Here is a 25,211-nt window from a genome sequence, read left to right on the forward strand (position 1 = left end):
TTTCCGTTTTTTTCACTTTCTAAATAAGCCTCTATATAAAAAAAGCACCGGAAGGTTTGCTCTCCGATACTTTTTCATTCATTGATAATCTCTATCTCTGCTATATCCAGTTATAGTCGCCCCCGGTAACGGCAAGACTTAAGAGTTTATCATACTTTTCCACTTCCTCCTCGCCCTGAAGCATCTGCACAAGCTTTGCATCCTCTGTGATCACAGGCATTTCCTCATCCGGACCAATCTCCATATCCGGCTCCTCCCCGCAATAGGGACACACAATGCTGGGACCGATCTTGATATCAAGAAAACGGCTTCCACAGCTTTTACACTCATAATATCCACATTTTTCTGTTCCATCGGGTACATAAAACATATCTTTCCCTCGCTTCTATTATAATTTTATTTAAATCTCCCGGCAGCAAAGCTTTTATAACTCTTCTTCCAATTCCTCCACAGCATCCATATATCCTTCCAGCCATTGATTCTGCTGATCGGTATCTGCCGTCTCCTCCACCGGTATGATATCCGCCTGCCGTCTGGCTGCCTCCAGGCTGTACAGTGTCCCGTCACCGCCGATCACCACCTGCGAACCCTCATCCAATGCCCGGTGATACATCTGCGCATCTTCCATTTCAATAACCTCTGCCCCGCCATATTCATCCTCCAGATACACTGTCACCATAGGAATATATCCCTCCGGTCTGCCCTCACAACCAAAGTCTGCCTCATCAATGCGCGTGATCGTATATATTATCATATCCTGTTCCATAATTTCATTCTCCTTACAGATCAAATTCCAGCAGCGTACAATTATCAATTCCAAATGCCGCAAACTCCTCATTGGTCATCTCATAAAAGTATGACTGCACAATACGGGCAATGCCATTATGTGCTACCAGAAGATATGTTTTGCCGGACGGATCATTTTTCAGATCATCAATCAGATTATAGATCCGCTGTGCCATCTGTAGCATGGATTCCCCAGTGCCAAAGTGATTGACAAAACATGCTTTTGCTTCGCGAAACTCCTCGCCATTGCGCGGAGTTCCTTCAAACCGCCCAAAATTCTGCTCCTTTAACCGTGGTTCCATCCGCATGGGAATCCCGGTCTCCTCGCTGATATGACGTGCCGTCTCCGCAGCACGGATCAGAGGTGAATAGAGAATTTCATCAATCTCATAGCCCGCCTCCCGAATCATTTGACCGGCTTCTACCGCCTGCCGGTGTCCCAGCTCCGTCAATGCAATATCTGTGGCACCACATATTTTATTTTCTACATTCCAGAAGGTCTGTCCATGTCTCGTAAAATATAATTTTTTCATAATAATCTGCATTCCTTTCTACTGCCTGCAGGCTTCGGACCGCCCAACCGGTCTTCTGTTTACTCTTTTAATCATTACGCAGCTCTGTCAGCATTTCAAAAAAACGCTCCATGGTGGGAGAAACAAATTTATTCTCATGATAGATCAGCGAGTAATGACGCTTCAGATCCATGTCACGGATCGTAAAAGACCCGATCTGATGCATACGAAGCTGCTTCTCCAGCATACGTTTCGGCAAAATAGATATCCCCAGACCAATCGATACTGCATTGATCAGTGCTGCCGTACTGGTACTCTCCCATGTGGGTCTGATCTGAAAATTCTTCAAAGCAAAGCTGGAATCTGCAAGCTGACGAGTACCACTATGAGGCTCCCTCATAAGAAAATGCTCGTTCTTTAAGCTGTCCAGTTCCACATTCTCCGCTCCTGCCAGCGGATGAAAACGGCTGCATACAGGCACAAGCTCATCATCCAGAAACACCGATGCCTTGAGCTTTTCCGAATGAACCGATCCCTCGATCAAAGCAAAATCCAAATGGTTTTCCAGTACATTCTGCTCGATCACATCGGAGCTGTCCACATTCACGTACAGATCCAGTTCCGGATATTCCTTCGTAAAACGGCTGATCAGCTGCGGCAGAATGCATGAGCCGATACTGATACTGGAACCGATCCGGAGTCTGCCGGAGGTATCCCAGTTTTTCATTTCCGCATCCATTTCATCATACAGAGACAGAAGTCTTACTGCATTTGGATACAACTGGCTGCCGGCAGATGTTACGCGGATTCCCCTGCCGCTCCGTTCAAAAAGCTTGGTATGATAATATTCCTCCAGCTCCCGTATGGCAAGACTGGTTGCCGGCTGTGTCATGCGGAGTTTTTCTGCCGCTCTGGTAATGCTCTCCTCCTGATAAACCGTCACAAATATCTTAATATGTTTTAATGTCATTTTGCTTCCTCACCAATAATATGTCTCGCCACATACACACCACTGGCAGATGCATGGGACAGAGAATGTGTTACGCCGCTGCCATCTCCGATCACATAAAGCCCCTTATGGCAGCTTTCCAGATTCTGATCCAGTTCGACCTCCATATTATAGAACTTTACCTCCACACCGTAAAGCAGTGTGTCATCATTTGCCGTACCCGGAGCCACTTTATCCAGCGCGTAGATCATCTCAATGATCCCATCCATAATACGCTTTGGAAGCACCAGACTTAAATCTCCCGGCGTTGCCGACAATGTCGGGGTTACAAGATTCTCATGAATACGCTTCTCCGTACTTCGTCTTCCACGCACCAGATCTCCGAAACGCTGCACGATCACGCCGCCTCCCAGCATATTGGACAGTCTCGCAATACTTTCTCCATACCCGTTGCTGTCCTTAAAGGGCTCGGAAAAATGCTTCGCCACCAGAAGGGCAAAGTTGGTATTCTCCGTTTTCTTTTCGTCGCCCTCATAGCTGTGACCGTTCACCGTAATAATGCCGTTGGTATTTTCATTGACCACGATTCCGTTTGGATTCATGCAGAAGGTACGGACACGGTCCTCAAACTTCTCGGTACGGTAGACGATCTTGCTCTCATACAATTCATCCGTCAGATGGGAGAAGATGACCGCCGGAAGTTCCACTCGAACACCAATATCTACACGGTTGGAGCTGGTCGGTATCTCAAGCTCCCGACAGACCTTTTCCATCCACTTGCTGCCACTTCGGCCTACTGACACAATACATTTATCACACTCGTAGGTTTCGCTGTTTTCACAGACAATGCGGTAACCATTTTCTATGATCTCAATGGTTTCCACCGGCGTATCAAAGTAAAACTCCATATGATCCTTCATCTGATCGTACAGATTGCCCAGCACAATATAGTTAATATCTGTGCCCAGATGGCGTACCGATGCATCCAGCAGATTCAGCTTATTCTGCAGGCAGAGCTTTTTGAACTTCGTCCCTGCTGTGGAATAAAGCTGCGTTCCTTCGCCACCGTTTGCCATATTGATCTCATCCACATATTTCATCAGCCCGACCGCCTGCTCTTTACCGATATATTCAAACAGGGTGCCTCCGAAATCATTGGTGATATTATATTTTCCATCGGAAAATGCTCCGGCTCCACCAAAACCACACATGATCGAGCAGCGTTTACAGCCGATACAGCTTTTAATCTTTTTGCCATCAATCGGACATTTCCTCTTTTCCAGAGGATATCCCTCCTCAAATACTGCAATCTTACAGTCCGGCTTCTTTTTCATCAGCTCATATGCCGCAAAAATACCTCCCGGACCTGCCCCAATAATTATTACATCATATCTCATATGCCCACTTCCTCTCCAAAGGTAATCAATCACGCCCTATTATACACTATTTTGAATGTTTGGAACATAGAGAATTATGAAGTTATTGCAAACAATAAAACAGGACTGCCTGTGAAGACAATCCCATTTTTACTATATTTATAAGATATTTCACCTTTAGTATTTCCACTGCTCTGACCGGAGCTGCAGCTCCACCATATGACGGTAAATTCCATCTGCTTCTTTTAATTCCTCCGGTATGCCGCTCTCTGCCACAATACCGTCCTTGAGAACAACGATCTTATCTACACCATCCACTGTTCTCATACGGTGCGCAATGATCAGCACAGTTTTATTTTGGATCAGCCTGGAGATTGCTTCCTGGATCAGAGATTCATTATCCACATCCAGAGAAGCGGTTGCCTCATCCATGAGAATGATCGGCGCATCCTTCAAAAATGCTCTGGCAATGGAGATACGCTGTCGTTCTCCTCCGGAAAGTTCGGAACCATTTTCTCCGATCATACTGTCCCATTTTTCGGGCAGCTTTTCAATAAATTCATCACAGTGCGCCAGCTTTGCCGCTGCCAGCACCTCCTCGTCTGTGGCATCCTTCCTGCCGATCCGGATATTTTCCATGACGGTATTATTAAACAGTGTGACATCCTGAAATACAATGGAATACAGAGATAACAATGTCTCCGGATCAATCCCGGATACATTCATACCGCCTACGGTAATCGTTCCCCGGTCTGCATCCCAGAATCTTGCTGCCAGTCTGGATACCGTGGTTTTACCGCCACCGGATGGTCCGATCAGTGCCGTTACTTCTCCCTGTTTCGCCGTGAAACTCACATCCCGGAGCACCTGTTCCCCATCCTCATAAGAAAAGCCCACATGGTCAAAGCAGATATCATAACCCTGATAGTCCATATCCTGTCTGCCTTCCTGCTCCTTATGGCTTAAGATCTCATCCATTCTCTTACACTGGGTATCTGTTGCGATCACAGCAGACAGATTCTGGAGAGCTACCTGAAATGGATCATACATTCTTGAGACAACCAGCAGATACATAAAGAAGGTCAGCGCACTGATCTCGCCTCTGGAGAATAAAATGCCACCTGTCAGTGCAACCACACCAATCCCCAGCTTCAATATCATCTGCGCCGAACATACAAAAACCGCATTAACAAACTCAGAGGATACACTGTGGCTTTCCACCGCCTTGATCTTCCGGTTGAGTCCCACCATATATGTCTCTGTGGCATTGTAGGATTTCAGATCCCGAAGGGTTTCCAGTCCCTCCTGAATCCCATCCATACAGTTGATCTTATATTTCGTCGCCTTCTCATTTAACCGCATGGTAATGGGACGTGCCGCAAAAACTACCAAAAAGGCAACCGGAAGCACCCACACGGCTGCCAGAGTCATCCGCAGATCAAAGAAGAACAGACTGATCACTACGATCGTTGTGGAGATCATGGCTCCGATCAGCTCCGGAATAAAATGGGAGCTTGCTGTTTCCAGCCATGCACAGTCTCCCATAATCGTGTTGGTGAGATCCGCCAGATCCTTTTTGCCAAAAAAGGATAACGGCAGCTTTCGAAGCTTTTCTGCCAGTGTACGACGGCGCACTCCACTTTCTATATATGTAGACAAAAACGTAGCATTATACTGAAAATATGATGTCATGATTATCAGCAGAAGTGCTGCCACAGTTCCTCCGATATAAAGAGGCATCCTGTCTCTTCCTATGGTTCCCTTCAATATGTCCGATGCCAGCAGATACAGGATCCCCACCGGAAACATCAGCACGATATCCGATATGGTAACAGCAACGATCGCCTTGACCATATCTCTTGCTCCCTGATCCGAAAGAGCATATTTATGTTTTATCTTTTCTAATAAACTCATGATGCAGCACCTACCTTCCAATCGACTGATTTATTGTATTCCTCCCACATATGGGCATAAACTCCCTCCTGAGCCGTCAGCTCCTTATGGCTGCCACTCTCTGCCACCGTTCCATCCTTTAACACATAGATCCGGTCCGCATTGGTTACGGTAGACAGCCGGTGAGCGATCATGATCACCGTTTTGTCCCTGGAAAGTGTTTCAAATGCTGCCTGCACCCGCTGCTCATTATCCGGATCGGCAAACGCCGTCGCTTCATCCAGGATCAGAACCGGTGCATTCTTCAAAAACGCTCTGGCAATGGAAAGTCTCTGTGCCTCACCCCCGGATACATAAACACCCTCGGCACCGATCTTGGTATGGACTCCATCCGGAAGCTTTTCAATAATATCCATGCACTGTGCTTTCTCCAATGCTTTCATGACCTCTGCGTCCGTGGCATCCGGTCTGCCGATCCGCACATTCTCCAGAATCGACAATTTCAATAACTTACTGTCCTGAAATACATAGGATATCTGATTCATCAATTCACTGCTTGTAATATCCCGGACATCCACACCGCCAAGCTTTATACTGCCTTCCTTCACATCCCAGAACCTTGCGATCAGAGACGCCAGCGTTGTCTTGCCGCCACCGGACGGTCCCACAAATGCCACATGCTCTCCCGCCTTGATCTGAAGCGTAACACCGTCCACTGCATTTTTCTCTGCGTCCTCATAGGCAAAGACCACGCCATCCAAAGACAGCGCGCTATCCTCCGGAAGCTTTCCCTGCTGCGGTTCCTGCAAAGGCTTCCGATCCATCAGACTGCCCATACGCATCAGGGCATCCTTTACCTGAAGCTGTGCTTCTCCGGCATAGGCAAGCTTCATTAATGTTGTAGTTAAAATTGGCGTGATAATAATATAGAAAAACAGGTTCAAACCAAGTTTTCCTGAAATTCCATGACCTCCCAGCAGATATGCTGCCGCAATAATAAAAGCAAATGTGGAATTAACTGCCGTAGTAAATGCAACCATTGGCTTCCGCATGCTTTTGGTATAATCCAGTGTCCATCTCTCATATTTATCAATGGAATCCTTAAATCTCTTAAAAGAAAACACGGTCTGACCAAAGGTCTTAACCACCGGAATGCCCCGGACATACTCCACTGCCTCAGCAGACATAGTTTCCAGAGAATTCTGGTACTCCTTCATACTGTTTTCCATATCCTTTCCCATCATGCTTCCCATAAACAGAAAGCCGAGCACTGCCGGGATCAGACAGATCAGTCCCAAACGCCAGTCAAACACCAGAAGCAGAACGATCAGACCCACCGGAGTAGCTACAGATACCGCTTTATCCGGCAGGTTATGTGCCAGATATGTCTCCGTTGCCGCACTGGAATCTACCACGATCTTGCGGATCTTTCCGCTGCCCTCACTCTCAATAAACCCCAGAGGCAGCTTCATAATATGCTCCATCATGATCGTCCTCATGGATGCCTGCACCCGAAACGCTGCCATATGGGAACACATCAGTCCTGTAATATACAAGAACATCCCTAACAATGCATAGCCTACGGCATGCCATCCATAAGAAGCGATTCCCTGTGCCCGGGCAAAGTTGAGCTTTACCCGAATCACCTCCTGCATGATCCGCCAGATATAATAAAATGGCACCAGCGCAACAAGAGCGCTGACCGCTGCCAAAACTGCCGACAGGATACTCAGATACTTGTAGTTTCCTGCAAAATTAAAGAGCTGTTTCAACAGACTTTCTTCTTTTTGCTTTTTCTCTTCCATTATGCTATCCTCCCATTTTTTCATTTCCAAGAGTCTATGTTAGTTTGAACTAACCATAGTTTCAATAACATAATAGCATACTGGCTCCTTTTAGCAACGAAATAAATAATAATCTTTATCAAATACACAAAAAGGGATGTTTCTGAAACGTAATATTTCAAAAACATCCCCTGAGGGTGAATATAAATTCTAACGCTATCCCAGCACCTTCTTAATCGCAGCCAGAAGCTCGTCATATGTCTCATATGCCGGCAACTCCGGATGATCCGCCTTGATCTGATCAGTGCTCTTGAATAAGAAGCCCGCCTTACTAGCCTCGATCATACCTAGATCGTTGTGGCTGTCACCGCTGGCAATTGTATCATAACCAATAGACTGCAGAGCCTTTACGGTGGTGTACTTTGACTTCTCACAACGCATCTTAAAGCCTGTGATCTCGCCATCCGGTGCAACCTCCAGTGAATTACAGAAGATTGTTGGCCAGCCCAGTTTCTTCATCAGAGGGCTTGCAAACTGTGTAAATGTATCACTGATGATAATTACCTGTGTAATGGAACGAAGCTCATCCAAAAACTCCTTTGCTCCCGGAATCGGATCGATCGTAGCAATGGTGTCCTGAATCTCCTTAAGTCCCAGACCATGCTCCTTAAGAATCCCCAGACGCCATGTCATAAGCTTATCATAATCCGGCTCATCTCTCGTAGTTCTCTTTAACTCCGGAATCCCACTTGCCTCTGCAAATGCAATCCAGATCTCCGGTACAAGTACTCCCTCTAAATCTAAACATACAATATCCATTTTCATCCTCATTTCTGCACACGTTTCTGGTATTTTCACAGAGACTGTCTGTGTGCCGGACATATGTCTCTGTTTCTTTAAATCTGAGTATATCACAAATTTGCAACGCAAGGGAGCTTGTTCACTTGCGCAAAATTTGTGAACGACAAAATCTTAAAACGCATTGCGCGACAGATGCGAAGCATCTGGATTTTGGAGTTATTATATCACAAATCCCCAGCTTTTCCAATATGAACCACAACATAATCGTGCCCTGTCGCCGGCACAAACTGTTCCAGCACATCTCCGGTCTTCAACCGCAGGCTGGATGTATTTACGCATGGATGACATCCTAACAGCTCATGTGCCAACAGATCTTCATCCACCAAAAGCTTTACCCTGCGCCCTGTATCATTTATCAATCCCATCACGCTGACGGAACCGGGCCTGATATCCAGATACTCCTTCATCCTTTCTGCTGAGGCAAAGGATAATCTGGTGCTTCCAATCTGACCTGCCACCTCGGAGGAACGAAATTTCTTATCTCCCAGCATCATCAGCAGATAATAATGATCCTCTTTCGAATTCGTCAAAAAGAGATTTTTGCAGACAACTGCCGGTGCAAGTGCCTGATCAATTTCTATGCAGTCTTCCATCGTCTCCACAGCCTCATGGTCGATCCGCTCATATTCTATCTCTAACTGATCCAGAAAATCGTACACACGAAGCTCTGTGTCAGTTCTTCCTGTTCCATTTTTCGGTCTGCCTTTTTGCATTTGAAGTTGGTTCATATATTCCTCTCTCCCTTATCTTTTTATATGTATTTTTTTACATGATTATAAAGATTCAGACCTTTCCCTTTTCCATACTTTGCCACTAACGCAGTATGAATTGTTTGTTTGGCATTTGCAGATGAATGATTTTTGCACACAAGTGATGATACATACGAAATCGTATCATTATCACAATCTGCCTTGCTGAGAACTTTTTGAATTACACTGTTTCTCTGTGTATTACCTAATATAGACTTTGAAGTACTTTCAACACCGGATTTCAAAATCGGCTTCACAATTTTATAAAGATCCGCATAATTACCGTAGATGTTTCGAAGTTCGTTATGTACATCATTGGAAAAATGTTCATTTGCATAATATTTTGAAACAATGGACGCAACAGTATTACTTACATTGTTATCATACCCCGCCTTGCTGATAGCCCGCTGAATCTTTGTATTAAGTTCTGACTTTGAATTTGATTGAATGGGAGGAATCTTTTTCTTAGATGTATCATCTTGAGTCCCCAGACACATAGATGACTTTCTACTGATTTCAGAATCGGTTAATTGCTTCAAAAATGAAATACAGTTGTCATAGTCCGTATCTTTACTAATAATCACATATTTACATTTACTATCCTTATTTTGTCCAATTAAATATCCCAAATATGCAATAAGATGCATATCCAGCGATTGATTTCCCGCAGGTATTATATGTGAATGAAAATCTATATCATTAAACGCAGCCAAAGTCTTGATACTTATTTTAGGTGCATTTTTCGTAGAGAAAATATAAATATGATCATTATCAGTCAGATTTTTTGAATTTAAAAGTCCCGCTTCATTTACATTTTCGAAATCAATCAAGTAATATGTTTGTTTTTTAGACATGAAATAACTCCTTTCTCAAAAATCTCTTCTAAAATTATTTGAACGATAAACATTTCCCATATTTTATCTGCTTTCATATTGTTTCAACAAATTCTCAATCTTAAGGTCAATACTCTCAGGAAATGTACCTGTAGTCTCCCTTGGAATCCGCATCCAGAAATCAATATTTTTGTATTTGCTTTTTCCACTCGTGTTTTTTCTGTCCTGTTTTCGGGACACTTCAATCTTAACCTGCGCACGTTTCTGTTCCAGCAACGGAATTACAATATGGTAAAGTCTGTCATCCCGAAAAGACAGATAGCCAGCCTCTTTTCCTGTCCTTGTTTTCAGATAAAGACGATGCGCCCGTACTCCCGCCGGATACAATATCATTCCGGTCCGCAGTCCCACTGTCGTCCCTCCGGCCTCAAGCATTGCGGGAATGTAGTAGGTCTCTGCATCTTTCCCTGCATCTACAGGTGTCAGCAATTCCTCCATACTTTCTGCCCCGTCAATAAACTGCTGTGCCAGCAGATAAGCAAGCTCCGCCTGAAATCGAAGACGTATTTGCGCCTGCCGGTGCATCCCAGCCCATCTCTGCATTCCTTGGGCTTTGTCCATATTTTGCATGCCATGCAGTCTGGGAGGCTGTTTGAGACTGCTTTTTTCCTTCCGATGAATTCCGTGAGCTTCGTTTCTGGGCATGTGCATCGGTCTCCCGATCTGCCCTGCGAAGTGTCTCATATGCCTCATTGATCTCCTGTGCCGTATACAGATATTCCCCGGTATCAAATGCAGCTGAATCCGGATGAACCCGGTGCATCAGCCGTCGATATTGTTTTTTGACCTCTTTGAAACTGGCATCCTGTGATATTGCCAGAATGTCATATGCCTGTAATGTTGTCATGATTTTCTTCTTTTCAATGTATTTCTATGCATTTTAACACTATTTCCGGGGCTAGTGCAATTTTTTCTTTCATATATCTTTATATTATTATATATAATATAAAGAGTCTTGGAATTGCACAGTTTCCAAGACCCTAAAGTTCATCGCGGAGAACTACACCGTCAGGCTAGTGCTGTCATTCGTCTCTGTCTAGCCATTTGCATATGTAGTAGCCAGCTACAGATGCCAATACAGAGACAAGAAATGCGATTATGTACTCCAAGTGTATCACCCCCTTCCTACTGGAAAGAGTCGACAGCTTAATCATAATAACACGAAAATATGTTCGATTCAAGATTAGGGTTGCATTTTTAATAAAATAATAGTAATATAATTTTAGCTAAGAAATGCAATTATGATTCCAAGTGAATCACAAAAAGCCTAGAGTGCCAGCTCTAGGTTTTTTCTTTTCTCTATTACTTTTCCCTGACCGCTGCCCGTTCTACCACAGCCTCTACCAGCGACTCCTCGTCTGCCTGTCGTGCCACCTGCACCGCAATCCCATACCGTCCGGCTTCCCTTGCCGTCTGTTCGCCGATGCAGACGGCCCGCATCCGTGCGCACGCCTCCAGAGATATATTTTCCACCGTCCCCCGTACCGTGGACGCACTGGTAAACACAAAAACTGCACGTTCATCCATCGCAAGCCCCTCAAGTACCGGCCTGTCCCGTCCCACATTTTCCAAGGTACGGTCTACTGCTTCCGTACGGTAGATTGCAATATCGTCTACCGGATGACAGACATCCTTTTGGAGCCTTGCCAGCAGATCCGGTGATCCCTCCTCTGCTCTGGCGATAAGTATGTGATCCTGTTTACCGGCCTTCTTCGCCAGTGCCTCGCCCAATGCCGCTGCCGAATATTCCTCCGGGATGAGATCCGCATAAATGCCATGCCGCTCCAATTGTCTGGCAGTCCCCGATCCAATCACTGCAATTTTCAGGTTGGATAACCTTCGAATATCAAATTTTACTTCGGCGCATTGTTCAAAGAATACATCAATACCGGATGGACTGGTAAATACAAGCCACTGATATGTCTCAATCTGCGCCAAAGCCCGGAACAGATTTGTCCGTTTTATCGGACAGATCTGTATGGGCGGAAACTCTAACACCTCGGCTCCCAGACTGCGGAACTTTTCCGCCAGCCGATACATCCGCTGTTTCGGGCGGGTCAGAACAACTCTGGTCCCCGCCAGAGGAAGCTTCTCATACCAGCCGAAATCCTCTGCCAGCGTACAGACCTTTCCAATCAGCAGAATTGCCGGAGTCGGAAGCTTTTCCTTCTCCATTCTGCGGGGAAGTTCTGAAATCGTTGAGAGCAGCTTCTGCTGTCCTGCCGTCGTCCCCTGGGACAAAAGCGCTGCCGGCATCTGCGGATTCATTCCTGCTGCAATAAGCCCGTGACAGATTTCCGGCGTTGACGCTACTCCCATTAAAAATACCAGAGTGCCATCCATCCGGCACAAAGCCTCATAATCCAGCTCCAGACTCTTCCCCCGGCGTTTATGCCCCGTAATAATATGAAGGGAAGAACAATAATCCCGGTGTGTCACAGGAATTCCGTTATAAGCCGGCACCGCCAGTGCCGAAGTGATTCCCGGCACAACCTCATAATTGATCCCGCCCGCAAGCAGCTCCTCGATCTCTTCTCCTCCCCTGCCAAAAAGAAAGGGATCACCGCCCTTTAAACGAACCACATTTTTTCCTCTCTCAGCATAAGAAACAAGAAGACGGCTGATCTCCTCCTGTGACATCGCATGATGAGAAGAACGTTTTCCAACATAAACCTTCTCTGCTGTTTCCGGAAGTCCGGCAATGATTGCCTGGCCTACCAAAGCATCATAAACAATCACATCCGCCATATTCAATACTCTCTCTGCTTTTTTTGTTAAAAGCTCTGCATCTCCCGGACCGGCTCCCACCAGCCAAACCTTTCCCTTCGCCATCTTTTCCTCCTTATCCTAAAACCTTTGCAGTCCCGGTTCCATCTCTTTTCCAATCCCGGTTATTCTATTTCTTTCGCCGGCTTTTCTTTAATACCGCCTCTTTCTTTTCATCCCTTCTCCTGCTCAAACTGCTCCATTAACTGCTGTGCGAGAGCTTTTGCTACTCCGGACGGATCATGTACCGGTCCCTTCCTCTCTCCGGTCACATATCCCATTTCTCCGGTTCCCTTACTGTACATTGCCCGCAGAAAAAGCTCTCCCTCCTGAATGACTGCATGCGCTGCCACCGGAGAAGAACATTCTCCCCCCACGGCACGGATAAAGCTTCGTTCACATTTCACGACAATTTCAGACTCTTTATTCACATATCCGTTCAATATTGCACAATCAAAACCTTTGCGGCCCTGCAATGCCAAAACACCCTGTCCGGCACATGGAATGATCTCCTCTGTCGTAAAATATCTGGAAATCCGATCCGCAAGTCCCAGTCTTTTTAAGCCTGCTGCCGCCAGGATCAATGCACTGTACTCTCCATCATCCAGTTTCTTCAACCTTGTGAGCACATTTCCCCGCACACTGCGAAAGCCCATCCGCGGATACAGCTTTTGCGCCTGAAGAACTCTCCTCCGGCTGGAACAGCCAATGGGAAGCTTCTCATTTAATTTTGTCTCTCCCTCTGGCAGAACCAGCACATCTCTCGGATCCTCCCGGTCCGAATAGCCGATCAGAGGCAGCCTGGGATTCTCCTCTGCCGGCACATCCTTCAGACTGTGAACGGAAATGTCACTTCGTCCGTCAAGAAGTGCTGCGTCCAGCTCCTTAACAAACAGCCCTTTTCCTCCTACCTGATCCAGCGTTCTGTCAAGAATTTTATCACCTGTAGTTTTCATTGTAATGATCGGAGCATCAATTCCCTGCTCCTGCAGATACCTTTGCACCAGTTCCGACTGCACTACCGCCAGCCTGCTTTCCCGGCTTCCGATCCGTATTGTCCTCATAATCCTGTCCTCCATACGCTCTGTCACATATATCCTTCTATACCTGTTTCCATTTATCAGGCTCTTCAAACATAATTACCTGTCGTTCCGGCACAATTTTGTTTAACGGGATCCGTCTTTTTCTCCCTCCGGCTCCTCGTTATACAAGTCTGACATTGCATCCACACAGTCCCGGAACGTGGACACGTCCACCGAGTCTCTCACAGAAAACATTAGTTTATTCACGACCTTCTGTACCGATTTTCGGACAATTTCTTCGGCTGCTGCCTGATCTGCTTCTTCCACATTTTTCTGCAAGACCGGCAGATTTTTCCGAAATTGTCCGGTCACTCTCGCCATAACATCCTCCGATGCCTTCTCACTGATCTTTAACAGCATAGGAACAACATCCCTGGCATCATACCAGCTCTGAAATTCCTGTGTCTTCTCTTGCAAAAGCTTCCTTGCAGCAGCTAAGGACTGCTTCGCCTCCTCCGGAAGCTCCGCTCCAAAATCGTCAATATCATATAACGTAATCCCTGACAGTGTTCCGATTTCTTCCTGAATATCCCGTGGCACCGCCAGATCCACAAAAACCGTATCCTGTTGCAATTGTTCTACCGGCAGTTTTTCCAATGTGATCGTCGTATTGGGACTGGCCGTTGCTGAAAAGATATATCTGCATTCCGGCATTTTTTCATAACGCTTCGAGTAATCAATTCTCCCGGCTGCCCGAGGAACATCCACAATTCCGCTGCGGTACTGACGTATGGTCACCGTCACATCCGCGCCCCGGTCCAGCAGAAGCTGAGCCGTTAATCGTCCCATCACACCATTCCCGATCACCAGACATTTTTGCTCCCGAAAAGAGGCTCCATCCCGTTCCAGACCTGCGATCGCCGCCAACGGTGCAGAGTGATTCGATGACGGAAGTACAATCTTTGTTTTGACTTCCTTTCCTGCCGTTACCGCCATCCGGAACAATGTTTCCAATATCTTGTCTGTCCCAAAAAGCTGCCTGGAGAAATCTGCGGCATCCTTCATCTGCGTCAGTATCTGATCCTCTCCCAGAATCTGGGATTTCAAGCCTCCTGCCAGTGCAAACAGATCCTGTACTGCCTCCATCCCATGACGTATATGGAGATATTGTGCATATTGCTCCGGCTCCAGTGCTTTTAACCCACAAAACAATTTTTTCTCATCCTGATTCCATTCCTCCGTATATGACAACACGAGTTCTGTCCTGTTACATGTTGACAACAGAACGCAGCCCGAAATTCCTTCCAACTGCTTCAAATGCTTTATGGTTTCCTCCTGTTCCCTTTTGGTATAGCTGAATTTTTCTCTGATATCCAGTCCGGCGTCTCTGTAATCTATGCCAACCATCGTAATATCCATATGTCACCTCTTCATTTTATCCGATTTCCTCCACCCGGTAATCATTAGTAATATATCACCTTTCCATCGAGAAATCTATACCCGGAAGCTCTGTACATACAAAGAACCGCCAGATAGACATTTGTCTATCTGGCGGTTCTTTGTGCCATCCTATACACCGGGCTCCTGTTGTCCGATCCGAACCCGTTATATATTTAACACTCTCTACTCCCTTGGAAAATATCATACGACATTTCCTGCCTTCATTTGTTTCCCTTTCTCTCGTCACCCGTTATTCAACATATTATCACGGCTTTTTTCATATTTCTACCATTTTGTCATGAAATGCCTGTTTTTGGTTATGAAATCATTTTCGTAAAATATGTTTTTTTCACATTTTTTTTCAAATCACCCGGTAAATGATTGCCTATCATGTTCATAAAGTGGTACAATACAATACAAAATAAACCTTTTAAACAGGAGATTTTACAAATGAACCCATCTGTATTCATATTAGAAGATAATAAACTATTTGCTCAGAATCTGGTGGATATGATTGGACAATATCCACTCAAGTTAAACTGTATTGTGACATCCGATCTGGCCACCGCTATGGCCCAGCTTAATGATTCCATTCATTATACCGCATTTTTTATTGATATTGCGCTGGATGAAACAACAGAAAATACAGACGGATTATCGTTTGCAAAATATATATCTGAAAGCTCTTTCCACAGAGATACACCGGTTATTTTTACAACAAGCTTTCCTCATTATGTATACGAAGCATTAAATCAGCTTCATTGCTATGCATATCTTTTAAAACCATTCCGCCGGGAGGATGTCTTTTTTCAGCTTGATCAGATCTTAAAAACAAATTGTTCCATCCGATTAAAGACAGCAGATAGCATTTTTATGAAGCTAAATACAGACGATATTTATTTTATTCAGGCCTTTGGCAGAAATATGCTTTTTTCCACAAAGCATGGTGAGGTCTGTTCCCGGCAATATACCATGAAGTCTCTGAATGAAATTCTGCCGGACCACTTTGAACGTTGTCATAAATCATTTTTGGTAAACACAAAATATATTCATTCTGTCAATCCAAAGGAAAGAACTCTTCATATTAAAGAAATAAATGATGACATTCCTTACGGGAAAGATTTTCATCTCGAATAACCATTCCACAAAAAGGGGGAGTTAATTGTGCTGGATTATATTCCATATTTTATTGCTAACATTTTCCAGAGTGGCGCATATGCCATCTGTATGCTCTATCTGACCGGTGAGCTTTCACAACAAAAAAAGCATCTGTGGTCAACATGTATCAGTTTTTTTCTGATGTACTGGCTCACCATCACCATTCAATTACATGATGACGACTGGATTGTGATCGGTCTCTTTCTGATATTGTGTGTGTACTTTTTATTTGTTTATTTTAATACCTCCAAGCCTATCAGCCAGTGTCTGAATGTGGTTATCTGCGGTTATCTGATCGAAACAATCTGTCAGGTCTTTTTTATCGTGCTCTATAACCTGCTGCACATTCCATGCAATGTCAATGGTTATAATGATCCTGTATCTCTGTCAGTCGTTGTCTTTGGCTGCCTGCTGCTGATTCCGGTGCTTCGTTTTCTTCCTATGCGAAAATGGATGAACCGTCTGGAAAATATTTCCTATTCCTCTTCTCTGGCAGTCCTTCTGATATTAGTCATTCTCTCAGCAATCAGTTTACGATATGATAAGATCAGTCTCGGTCTTTTAATGCCTACCGTTGCATCCATTCTTATTTTTTCTTTTCTCGGTGTATTGATCATTTTGCAGAGTTTTTCCGACCAAAGGCGGAAACAGGCGATCCGGGACTACGAAACATATATGCCTATCCTGAATGATATGATCGAAAATATTCAGAAGCAGCAGCATCTTTACAATAACCAGATTGCTTCTCTGGTGCATCTGGCCGATTCCTATAATGACTATGATTCCCTCTCCATGGCATTGAAAAACTATTCCAATTTCAACGAAATTGTTGTAGATAATGAATCTTATTCCTTTCTGCATATTAAAAACAAACTTCTTGCAAGTCTGTTGTACTGTAAATTTCAGGAAGCCAAATCAACGGACAAGAATATAGTGGTCAAAGTAAATGATTATCATTATCACAGTCCCTGCTCAGATACAGAAATAGTAGATATTGTCGGCATTCTAATTGATAATGCACTCGAGGCTTCTCAGATAAATGACACCATATATATTACACTGGGAAAACAATCCGGCTCTGACAATCCGTTTTTCATCACAGTGGAAAATCCCGGACCACTGGTCACCGGAAAATTTGTCCACGATATTTTTTCTCCGCGATATACAAGCAAAAAGAACTTTGCCGGTCACGGGCTTGGACTCAATGTTCTGAAATCCCTTGTAGATAAATATCACGGCTCCATTACTGTAGGAAATAATTATATTGACAACAAAGATAATACCGGACAAATGCAATATATATTTTTTGAAATTGAAGTTTAATAAGGGAGGCAGCAAGCTATGACACAATCAGAAACACTTTTTCAGGAAGCCGTCAAATATATTCCGGGAGGAGTCAATTCTCCGGTCCGGGCCTTTGGTTCCATTGGCAGCACGCCGCGTTTTATCACCAAGGCAGACAAAGCTTATATGTGGGATGAGGATGGGAACCGCTATATTGATTTTATCGGTTCCTGGGGGCCTATGATCCTTGGACACAATCATCCCTCCATCTTATCCGCCGTACTGGAAGCATGCACGAAAGGCTTAAGCTTTGGTGCTGCAACCAGACAGGAAGTTACCATGGCAAAACTGATCTGCGATATTGTTCCCTCGATCGATATGATCCGCATGGTCAATTCCGGCACGGAAGCTGTGATGAGTGCCATCCGCGTTGCCAGAGGATATACCGGCCGGGATAAGATCATTAAGTTTACCGGCTGTTATCACGGCCATTCCGACGGTCTTCTGGTCAAGGCCGGGTCCGGTGTAATGACAGCAGGAGTTCCGGACAGTTCCGGTGTTCCTGCATCCGTCACCAAGGATACCCTCACCGCAGAGTACAATAATACGGACAGCGTCCGCACTCTCTTTAAACAGTTTGGAGAGCAGATTGCGGCAATTATCGTAGAACCGGTTGGTGCTAATATGGGTGTTGTTCCTCCGGCTCCTGGATTCCTTCAAAGTCTGCGGGATATCTGCAACGAATACGACAGCCTGCTGATCTTTGACGAAGTGATCACCGGCTTCCGTCTTTCCCTTTCCGGTGCACAGGGCTATTATGGGATCACACCGGATCTGACTACCTTCGGCAAGATCATTGGTGCCGGTATGCCGGTGGGAGCATACGGTGGACGCCGGGATATTATGGAACAGGTTTCCCCGGTTGGTAATGTATATCAGGCAGGCACATTAAGCGGCAATCCGGTTGCAATGGCCGCCGGTATTACCCAGCTCACCCTTCTCCGGGATCACCCGGAATACTACACCCTGTTAAACGATACCTCCGACAAATTTTTCAATAAAATAAAGGAGATCCTTCTTGAGAAGAATCTCCCGTGGCAGGTAAATCATGTCGGTTCCATCGGAAGCCTGTTCTTCACCGGGCAGCCGGTCACCGATTACGCCAGTGCAAAAACCTCTGACGTAACAGCCTATGCCCGTTACTGTAACCGGATGCTCGATCATGGCATTTATATTGCTCCGGCCCAGTTCGAAGCAATGTTTCTGTCCCTGGCACATACTCCGGAGGATCTTTCACATACTCTTGACGCTATGTGCACCTGTTTATAATGCTTCCGCATCTTCCACCGAACACTCGGTAAAAGAAAAGTAAAATGTAGTCCCTTCGCCCGGCTGGCTTTCCACAGAAATGTCACCCCCATGGCGGAGGGCTATTTGTTTGGCGATCATCAGTCCAAGCCCTGTTCCATTCTGATTCTGCCGCAGCTTTGAGGTATAAAATTTTTCGAAAATACACGGAAGCTGCTCCTCTGAAATTCCAATGCCATAATCCCGGATCTGAATCCATAAACGCACCCAATCCTTTTCCTGCTGCCTTTCCATCGATATCTCGATCACACCATTTTCATCGGAAAACTTCACGGCATTGTCTACAATGATCAGAAACATCTGGCGAAGCCGGTCATAATCCCCCAGGATCAAGCAAGGCTCATTTTCCGGCATCTCCACCTGAAATTGAATCTTCTTATCCTGCCCCAGCACATGTCCGTGACGAACCACATCACTGAAGATCTGGATCAGACTGACAGGTTCCTTTTCAATCTGAAACTCCGGATTCTGCATTTTAGATAAGATAAAAAGATCCCCTACGAGTCGTTCCATCCCCTGGCATTCCTGCACCATACGCTGATAATATTCCTGCTCCTGCTGTTTCCCTGATACCACACCGTCCGCCAGAGACTCGGAATATCCCCGCAACACCGTAATGGGAGTCCTCAGCTCATGAGATACATTTGCAAAAAAGTCCTGACGCACCCGGTCCAGATTATCCCGTTCCTCATTGATCTGCCGCAGGCGGCCTGCCAGCTCATCCAATGCACTTTCCAACTGCCCCATCTGTGTGTCACGCCGTACAATATGCTGTTCACTGTAATCTCCGTCCACAAGCCGCAGAATGTCTTTTCGAATCCGTGCCAGAGGACGGGACAAATATTTCGATGCTCCCAACGCTATAATATACGATATAAGAAGTGCCATAGCAGCACTAAGTGTCAAAAGATACTTTCCCTGACGCACTCCCATCTTTTGCCGGTCCAGCATACTGACCATCATAACGGCCCCGGCAACTTCTCCGGACGCCTTATCAATATAGACAGGAATTGCGATTCGCAGGATTACCATACCATATATCTTATCAAAATTGGAATTGTACGCCTTTTCTCCCTGAAATGCCTGCTCCAGGACATCATACATTTCATCGGTCAGACTTGCAGTATCGGCATTGGTATAATTCTCCGTCAGCGGCCGGGATGCTTTGTCATTACTGACGATCCACACGTCAATCTCATCGGCTCTCTGCAATTCATCAATATCAGCAGCATATTTGGAAAAGCGGTCCATTTTTTCTTTGCGGGCCAGTTTCCCCACTCTTTTGGCAATTACCTCCCCCTGCCGGCTGAGAGTCTCTGTATAAGAACGCATATAATTATTTTCATATAATTTCAGAAAGATCACACCGATCAGAGTCACTGTCAATGCCAGTACCACTACAAATGACAGATAGATCCGCACGATAATATCATTTCTGCGAAACATATGCATCAAACGCTTCATCTTTCACTCCATTTTCCTTAATCCAGACCATCAACCTCAAATTTATACCCTACGCCCCAGATTGTCTTAATTCCCCAATCCGGATGATCCACAGAATCTAACTTTGACCGGAGACGTTTAATATGGGAGTCAACGGTACGGCTATCCCCGTAATAATCATATCCCCAAAGGCTATCCAGCAGATTATCCCTTGTAAATACTTTATTCGGATGACTTGCCAGCGTCCACATCGTCTCAATCTCCTTTTTGGTCAGAGGTATTCTCTGATCATTCACCTTAAAGGTATATTCCTCCAGATTGATGTAAAGATTTTTAATGCGGATTATGCCCTCTTGTTCCTTTGTCTCCTGAGGCGGCGTAATTCTCCTGAGAACTGCCCGCAGACGTGCCATAACCTCCCCCGGACTGAACGGCTTTACAATGTAATCATCTGCGCCGATATCCAGTCCCATGATCTTATCATAATCCTCGCCTCTGGCTGTGATCAGTATGATCGGTACACTGGACTCCCTGCGGATCGACCGGCATACCTCATATCCATCCTTGAGGGGCATCATCACATCCAACAGAATTGCTACGGGCTGATATTCCTCAAAAAACCGCTCCGTCTCCAAACCATCCTTAGCAATGACCGGCTCATATCCTTCCTTTTGTACATATGCGGCTAAAATGTCAGTAATGTCTTTATTATCATCTGCAATTAATATGTACTGCATAATTTCTCCCTTCCTTTCACCAGATTTTCTTCTGCATGTAGCATTTATACATAGTTTACCATAAAAATACGGAAAAATTATGGCAATTTTTTTCAAAAGATGACATGATTTTGCCACGGTTATCCCATATGCTGTTAATATAAGCACAATGTATAACATATATATATTGATTTTCATTTAGAAAGGTATGGTTTTATTATGCGTAGAAAAATAACATATCCGGCAATTGTTTTTCTGCTGCTTTTTTCTCTTATGACGGATACCGCATCTGCATCCACCCAAAAAAACCGCAGCAGAAAAAAAGAGGCTCAAGCCCCTTACACCTTAAATATGACCACCTCTGACCTGCTGCTGGGAGACAGTTTTATTCTTACCGTAAACGGTACCACGGAAGAAAGTGTTACCTTCAAAAGCAGCTCCAGTGATGTGGTCTCTGTCGAACCGGAGGATGACAGCATCAGCTGCAAATGCACCGGAGAGACCGTGGGTAATGCCACAATAACAGTTAAGATCAAAGAAAAAGGATTTCTTTTCTTTAATAGCACCGCTACCACCCTTACCTGTAAGGTTACCGTGAGTCCAAAGGCTTCCAGCATACAGTTCAACCGCCGGCAGCGCCGCATGGCACCAAACACCAAAAGAAAAGTCCGGGTCACGCTGCGGCCAAGTATCACAACCGAAGTTCCTGTGTTTTCCTCCTCTGACCCAAAGATTGCCAGAGTGAATGCCGCTCAGAAGATCGTAGCCAAAGCTCCCGGTATCGCAGTCATCACAGCGACGATCCAAAATGGCAATACCGCCACATGCCGCGTGATCGTATCTGACAGATCCAAAAGATCTGATTAACCGTAAGCGATATTTTATTGACACGTCAAAAGACCGGAAAAGGATTTCTTCCCTTTCCGGTCTTTTCTATCGCCCGCTGTGAAATAACATCTGACAAAGTTCCATTTCCTGTTTTGTCTTGCGGCTGTTAAAAAATGTCACTGTCCCCTCCTCCTGCTTGGGATTCAGCAGGTTCTTTTGTGCAAGACGTCTCCGCATTTCTCTGGCGGTTCCCGGACCACCATCATAAATGGTTACCCCTTCTCCCGCAATTTCCTGTATCATTTTTCTCACAAACGGATAATGTGTACACCCCAGCACAATACCGTCAATAGGTTCCTGTGAAACCTTTTGCAGGAGCTCCTGCAAATATGTACGCAGATCCTCTCCTGCCAGATCTCCCCGTTCCACAAACTCCATCAGCCCCGGACAAGGCAGAGGCACAATACGGATCTGATCCTCATAACGCGCCATCAGTTTGCGAAATTTCTCCTGGCGGATCGTCATAGGCGTTGCCATAACCACGATCCTGGCTCCCGGCTTTTGAACCGCCGCCGGTTTGATCGCCGGTTCAATCCCTACCAGCGGAAGCTCCGGATACATTTTGCGAAGTACTGCAACTGCTGCACTGGTTGCCGTATTGCAAGCCACCACGATTCCCTTGGCACCCTGCGCCATCAGCTCCTCCACATGGCGGATCGTCAGCTCCCGGATCACCTCCGTGGGCTTCGTACCGTAAGGCGCATTAGCAGAATCCCCGAAATAGATATAATCCTCCTCCGGCATTACTTTGACCAATTCCCGAAGTACACTGATCCCGCCCATACCGGAATCAAATACTCCGATCGGACATTTTTTTAATTTTTCCAGATTATCTGTTTCCATCTCATTACTCCTTCAAGCATCCATTCTTACAGAAAAACGCCGTATCGGCGTTTTTCCTGTGCGAAAAATACTTCTTGACTGCATTCTGCAGTCTTAGAAGTATTTTTCGCACTACTCCTCCTCCACATGCTCCAGTCCCTGATTGATAATCGCCCGGACATGGGCATCTGCAAGAGAATAGAAAACGGACTTTCCTTCCCTGCGGCTCCTGACCAGTTTATTTTGTTTTAAAATGCGAAGCTGATGAGAAACGGCTGACTGGGTCATATTTAATGCCGCTGCCAGATCGCATACGCATACCTCTGCTTCAAAGAGAACAAATAATATCCGGATCCTGGTAGAATCTCCAAACACTTTAAACAGCTCTGCCAGATCATATAATACTTCCTCCGGCGGCAGCTTTTCATTTACTATATTTAACAATTCCTGATGCACCTCAATACTGTCACAACAGTCCAATGTAATATGTTCATGTTTCATAATATACAAATCCCCCTCCGTTCCCACATATGATAAAAGCCAATTACTATTAGTATGTAGGAATCGGAGAGGGATGTCAAGACATGTTCTTCCTATCGTCTTTTATAGTCTTTTGACCGATAATGCCCGGATGGCATTCAATACTGCGATCACCATAACTCCCACGTCGGCAAAGATTGCGGCCCACATATTGGCAATACCCAGGGCACCCAGGATCAGACAGATCACCTTAATTCCAATCGCAAAATAAATATTTTCGTATACAATACGGATACATTTTCTGGCAATCTTGATCGCCTTGGCAATCTTCATGGGATCATCATCCATCAATACGATATCTGCGGCTTCAATCGCAGCATCAGACCCCATGGCTCCCATAGCGATACCGATATCCGCTCGGGAAAGCACCGGCGCGTCGTTGATGCCATCTCCGACAAACGCAAGTTTTTCCCTGGAGCGCTGCCCGGCAAGAAGCTTCTCGACACCGCTCACCTTATCTGCCGGAAGCAGCTCCGCATAATATTCTGAAATGCCCAACTCTTTTGCCACATGCTCTGCCACATTGCGGCGGTCACCGGTGAGCATCACGGTCTTGCGGATTCCGGCTTTATTCAATGCCTTGATCGCTGCTGCCGCTGTCGGCTTTGGCTGGTCAGAGATCAGAATACTTCCCGCAAAGATCTGATCCACTGCCACATAAACAACGGTTCCGACTTCATTTAATTCCTTATAGGAAACACCAAGCTTTTTCATAAGCTTATCGTTACCAACGGATACTTCTTTTCCGTCAATCGCAGCCTTTACACCATTGCCGCTGATCTCTTCCACATCCGCAATGCGGTTCTTATCAATGCCCTTTCCATAAGCCTTCTGCAGACTGCGGCTGATAGGATGGCTGGAATAGCTCTCTGCCAGTGCGGCATATTCCAGAAGCTGATCCTCACTCATTCCCTCCGGATAGATAGAGGATACCGCAAATACGCCCTGTGTCAGAGTTCCTGTCTTATCAAATACAACACAGCTGGTCTGTGCCAGTGTCTCCATATAATTAGAGCCCTTTACCAGTACACCGGAACGGCTTGCTCCACCGATTCCCGCAAAGAAACTGAGAGGAATACTGATAACCAGCGCACACGGACAACTAATAACCAGAAATGTCAATGCACGGAAGATCCACTCGCCCCAATCCGGCGCAATATGCAAAAACAGAATACTTACTAACGGAGGAAGCACTGCCAGTGCCGCCGCACAATAACATACGATCGGTGTATAATAATGGGCAAATTTCGAGATAAAGTTCTCAGAACGGGACTTTCTGGAGCTGGCATTCTCCACCATATCCAGAATCTTAGAAACAGTAGACTCCCCAAACTCTTTGGTGGTTTTAATCCGTAGCACTCCTGTCATATTAATGCAGCCACTGACGATCTCATCATTAACCTCTGCCTCCCGCGGAAGGCTTTCTCCGGTCAGTGCACTGGTATTTAAGGTACTTTTTCCTTCGATGATCACACCATCGATCGGTACCTTTTCTCCCGGCTGCACCACGATCACACTGCCGATCTCCACCTCATCCGGATCAACCTGCTCCAGCTCCCCGTTCTCCGTTTCCACATTGGCATAATCCGGACGGATATCCATCAATTCGCTGATGTTGCGACGGCTTTTGCCTACCGCATAGCTCTGGAACAACTCTCCGATCTGATAAAAGATCATTACGGCAACGCCCTCGGTATAGTCTCCCAGTGCGATTGCTCCAATCGTTGCCACTGCCATCAAAAAGTTCTCATCAAACACCTGACGGTTCATAATACCCTTCACCGCCTTGCGCAGGATATCATAACCGATCACCAGATACGGAATCATAAATAAAGCAAACCTGATATATCCTTTTACCGGCAGCAAAGAGATCAGTCCCACCAATACAACCGCTATGATAATACGGATCATGGCCTTTTTTTGTTTCTTTGTCATAGCTTCACGCTCCTTCCTATCGACCG

The 25,211-nt window shown here is 45.6% G+C and carries 24 protein-coding genes; 4 read left to right on the top strand and 20 right to left on the bottom strand.

Annotated features, from left to right (window positions below):
• Positions 1 to 100 precede the first annotated feature (100 nt).
• From H8704_RS01705 to hemA, 15 genes are all read right to left on the bottom strand, one after another.
• Positions 101 to 370, bottom strand: a complete 270-nt coding sequence (locus H8704_RS01705) for an FYDLN acid domain-containing protein (RefSeq protein ID WP_249297038.1) — start codon at positions 368 to 370, stop codon at positions 101 to 103.
• 54 nt (positions 371 to 424) lie between these two features.
• Complete coding sequence (locus H8704_RS01710) at positions 425 to 766, bottom strand: hypothetical protein (protein ID WP_249297039.1); 342 nt, start codon at positions 764 to 766, stop codon at positions 425 to 427.
• Positions 767 to 779: 13 nt separating this feature from the next.
• Positions 780 to 1,319, bottom strand: coding sequence for a histidine phosphatase family protein (locus tag H8704_RS01715; protein ID WP_249297040.1), 540 nt, complete (start codon positions 1,317 to 1,319; stop codon positions 780 to 782).
• A gap of 67 nt (positions 1,320 to 1,386) precedes the next feature.
• Positions 1,387 to 2,268: a LysR family transcriptional regulator gene (locus tag H8704_RS01720; RefSeq protein ID WP_022464482.1), complete on the bottom strand. Its 882-nt coding sequence runs from the start codon at positions 2,266 to 2,268 to the stop codon at positions 1,387 to 1,389.
• Entirely contained in the window at positions 2,265 to 3,644 is a 1,380-nt protein-coding gene (locus H8704_RS01725; protein ID WP_249297041.1) for an NAD(P)/FAD-dependent oxidoreductase, read from the bottom strand. Before H8704_RS01725 ends, H8704_RS01720 begins: the two co-directional genes overlap by 4 nt.
• 156 nt (positions 3,645 to 3,800) lie before the next feature.
• On the bottom strand, positions 3,801 to 5,537 hold the full coding sequence (locus tag H8704_RS01730; protein ID WP_249297042.1) for an ABC transporter ATP-binding protein: 1,737 nt from the start codon (positions 5,535 to 5,537) through the stop codon (positions 3,801 to 3,803).
• A complete protein-coding gene (locus tag H8704_RS01735; RefSeq protein WP_249297043.1) occupies positions 5,534 to 7,321 on the bottom strand; it encodes an ABC transporter ATP-binding protein in 1,788 nt (595 codons plus the stop codon). The genes H8704_RS01730 and H8704_RS01735 overlap by 4 nt, the downstream gene beginning before the upstream one ends.
• Positions 7,322 to 7,516: 195 nt before the next feature.
• Positions 7,517 to 8,119: a bifunctional phosphoserine phosphatase/homoserine phosphotransferase ThrH gene (thrH, locus tag H8704_RS01740; RefSeq protein ID WP_022464478.1), complete on the bottom strand. Its 603-nt coding sequence runs from the start codon at positions 8,117 to 8,119 to the stop codon at positions 7,517 to 7,519.
• A 206-nt stretch (positions 8,120 to 8,325) separates the two neighbouring features.
• Positions 8,326 to 8,889 (bottom strand): prolyl-tRNA synthetase associated domain-containing protein, encoded by a 564-nt coding sequence (locus tag H8704_RS01745; protein WP_249297044.1) that lies wholly within the window; start codon positions 8,887 to 8,889, stop codon positions 8,326 to 8,328.
• 23 nt (positions 8,890 to 8,912) lie between these two features.
• Positions 8,913 to 9,764: a PIN domain-containing protein gene (locus H8704_RS01750; protein ID WP_249297045.1), complete on the bottom strand. Its 852-nt coding sequence runs from the start codon at positions 9,762 to 9,764 to the stop codon at positions 8,913 to 8,915.
• Positions 9,765 to 9,827: 63 nt separating this feature from the next.
• Positions 9,828 to 10,346, bottom strand: coding sequence for a hypothetical protein (locus H8704_RS01755; protein WP_249297046.1), 519 nt, complete (start codon positions 10,344 to 10,346; stop codon positions 9,828 to 9,830).
• Positions 10,255 to 10,650 (bottom strand): J domain-containing protein, encoded by a 396-nt coding sequence (locus H8704_RS01760; protein WP_249297047.1) that lies wholly within the window; start codon positions 10,648 to 10,650, stop codon positions 10,255 to 10,257. Before H8704_RS01760 ends, H8704_RS01755 begins: the two co-directional genes overlap by 92 nt.
• Positions 10,651 to 11,105: 455 nt before the next feature.
• Positions 11,106 to 12,635 carry a uroporphyrinogen-III C-methyltransferase gene (gene cobA / locus H8704_RS01765; RefSeq protein WP_249297048.1) on the bottom strand — a complete coding sequence of 510 codons (1,530 nt, stop codon included), beginning with the start codon at positions 12,633 to 12,635 and terminating at the stop codon, positions 11,106 to 11,108.
• 107 nt (positions 12,636 to 12,742) lie between these two features.
• Entirely contained in the window at positions 12,743 to 13,633 is an 891-nt protein-coding gene (gene hemC, locus H8704_RS01770; protein ID WP_249297049.1) for a hydroxymethylbilane synthase, read from the bottom strand.
• 102 nt (positions 13,634 to 13,735) lie between these two features.
• A complete protein-coding gene (gene hemA, locus H8704_RS01775) occupies positions 13,736 to 15,010 on the bottom strand; it encodes a glutamyl-tRNA reductase (protein WP_249297050.1) in 1,275 nt (424 codons plus the stop codon).
• 471 nt (positions 15,011 to 15,481) lie between these two features.
• Between hemA and H8704_RS01780 the strand changes: the two genes are divergently transcribed.
• From H8704_RS01780 to hemL, 3 genes are read left to right on the top strand one after another with little or no spacing between them, the layout of a single operon-like run.
• Positions 15,482 to 16,168 (top strand): LytR/AlgR family response regulator transcription factor, encoded by a 687-nt coding sequence (locus H8704_RS01780; protein ID WP_249297051.1) that lies wholly within the window; start codon positions 15,482 to 15,484, stop codon positions 16,166 to 16,168.
• Between the two features lie 27 nt (positions 16,169 to 16,195).
• Complete coding sequence (locus H8704_RS01785) at positions 16,196 to 17,512, top strand: sensor histidine kinase (protein WP_249297052.1); 1,317 nt, start codon at positions 16,196 to 16,198, stop codon at positions 17,510 to 17,512.
• An 18-nt stretch (positions 17,513 to 17,530) separates the two neighbouring features.
• Positions 17,531 to 18,802 carry a glutamate-1-semialdehyde 2,1-aminomutase gene (hemL, locus tag H8704_RS01790; RefSeq protein ID WP_118679439.1) on the top strand — a complete coding sequence of 424 codons (1,272 nt, stop codon included), beginning with the start codon at positions 17,531 to 17,533 and terminating at the stop codon, positions 18,800 to 18,802.
• On the opposite strand, the gene H8704_RS01795 is transcribed toward hemL, so the two are convergent.
• Together H8704_RS01795 and H8704_RS01800 are read right to left on the bottom strand one after the other, a co-directional pair.
• On the bottom strand, positions 18,797 to 20,305 hold the full coding sequence (locus H8704_RS01795; RefSeq protein WP_249297053.1) for a sensor histidine kinase: 1,509 nt from the start codon (positions 20,303 to 20,305) through the stop codon (positions 18,797 to 18,799). The two genes, hemL and H8704_RS01795, sit on opposite strands and share 6 nt — an antisense overlap.
• 17 nt (positions 20,306 to 20,322) lie before the next feature.
• Positions 20,323 to 21,021, bottom strand: a complete 699-nt coding sequence (locus H8704_RS01800; protein WP_118679445.1) for a response regulator transcription factor — start codon at positions 21,019 to 21,021, stop codon at positions 20,323 to 20,325.
• Between the two features lie 198 nt (positions 21,022 to 21,219).
• Here H8704_RS01800 and H8704_RS01805 point away from each other — a divergent pair, with 198 nt between their 5' ends.
• Positions 21,220 to 21,867 (top strand): Ig-like domain-containing protein, encoded by a 648-nt coding sequence (locus H8704_RS01805; protein WP_118679447.1) that lies wholly within the window; start codon positions 21,220 to 21,222, stop codon positions 21,865 to 21,867.
• A gap of 66 nt (positions 21,868 to 21,933) precedes the next feature.
• Here H8704_RS01805 and murI read toward each other — a convergent pair whose 3' ends face one another.
• From murI to H8704_RS01820, 3 genes are all read right to left on the bottom strand, one after another.
• Positions 21,934 to 22,731, bottom strand: coding sequence for a glutamate racemase (gene murI, locus H8704_RS01810; protein WP_022464462.1), 798 nt, complete (start codon positions 22,729 to 22,731; stop codon positions 21,934 to 21,936).
• Between the two features lie 111 nt (positions 22,732 to 22,842).
• Positions 22,843 to 23,211, bottom strand: a complete 369-nt coding sequence (locus H8704_RS01815; protein WP_022464461.1) for an ArsR/SmtB family transcription factor — start codon at positions 23,209 to 23,211, stop codon at positions 22,843 to 22,845.
• 102 nt (positions 23,212 to 23,313) lie between these two features.
• Positions 23,314 to 25,185 carry a heavy metal translocating P-type ATPase gene (locus H8704_RS01820; protein WP_249297054.1) on the bottom strand — a complete coding sequence of 624 codons (1,872 nt, stop codon included), beginning with the start codon at positions 25,183 to 25,185 and terminating at the stop codon, positions 23,314 to 23,316.
• Positions 25,186 to 25,211: the final 26 nt, after the last annotated feature.

Origin of the sequence: Jutongia huaianensis (assembly GCF_014384985.1) — a bacterium.
GTDB classification, from domain to species: Bacteria; Bacillota; Clostridia; order Lachnospirales; family Lachnospiraceae; genus Jutongia; species Jutongia huaianensis.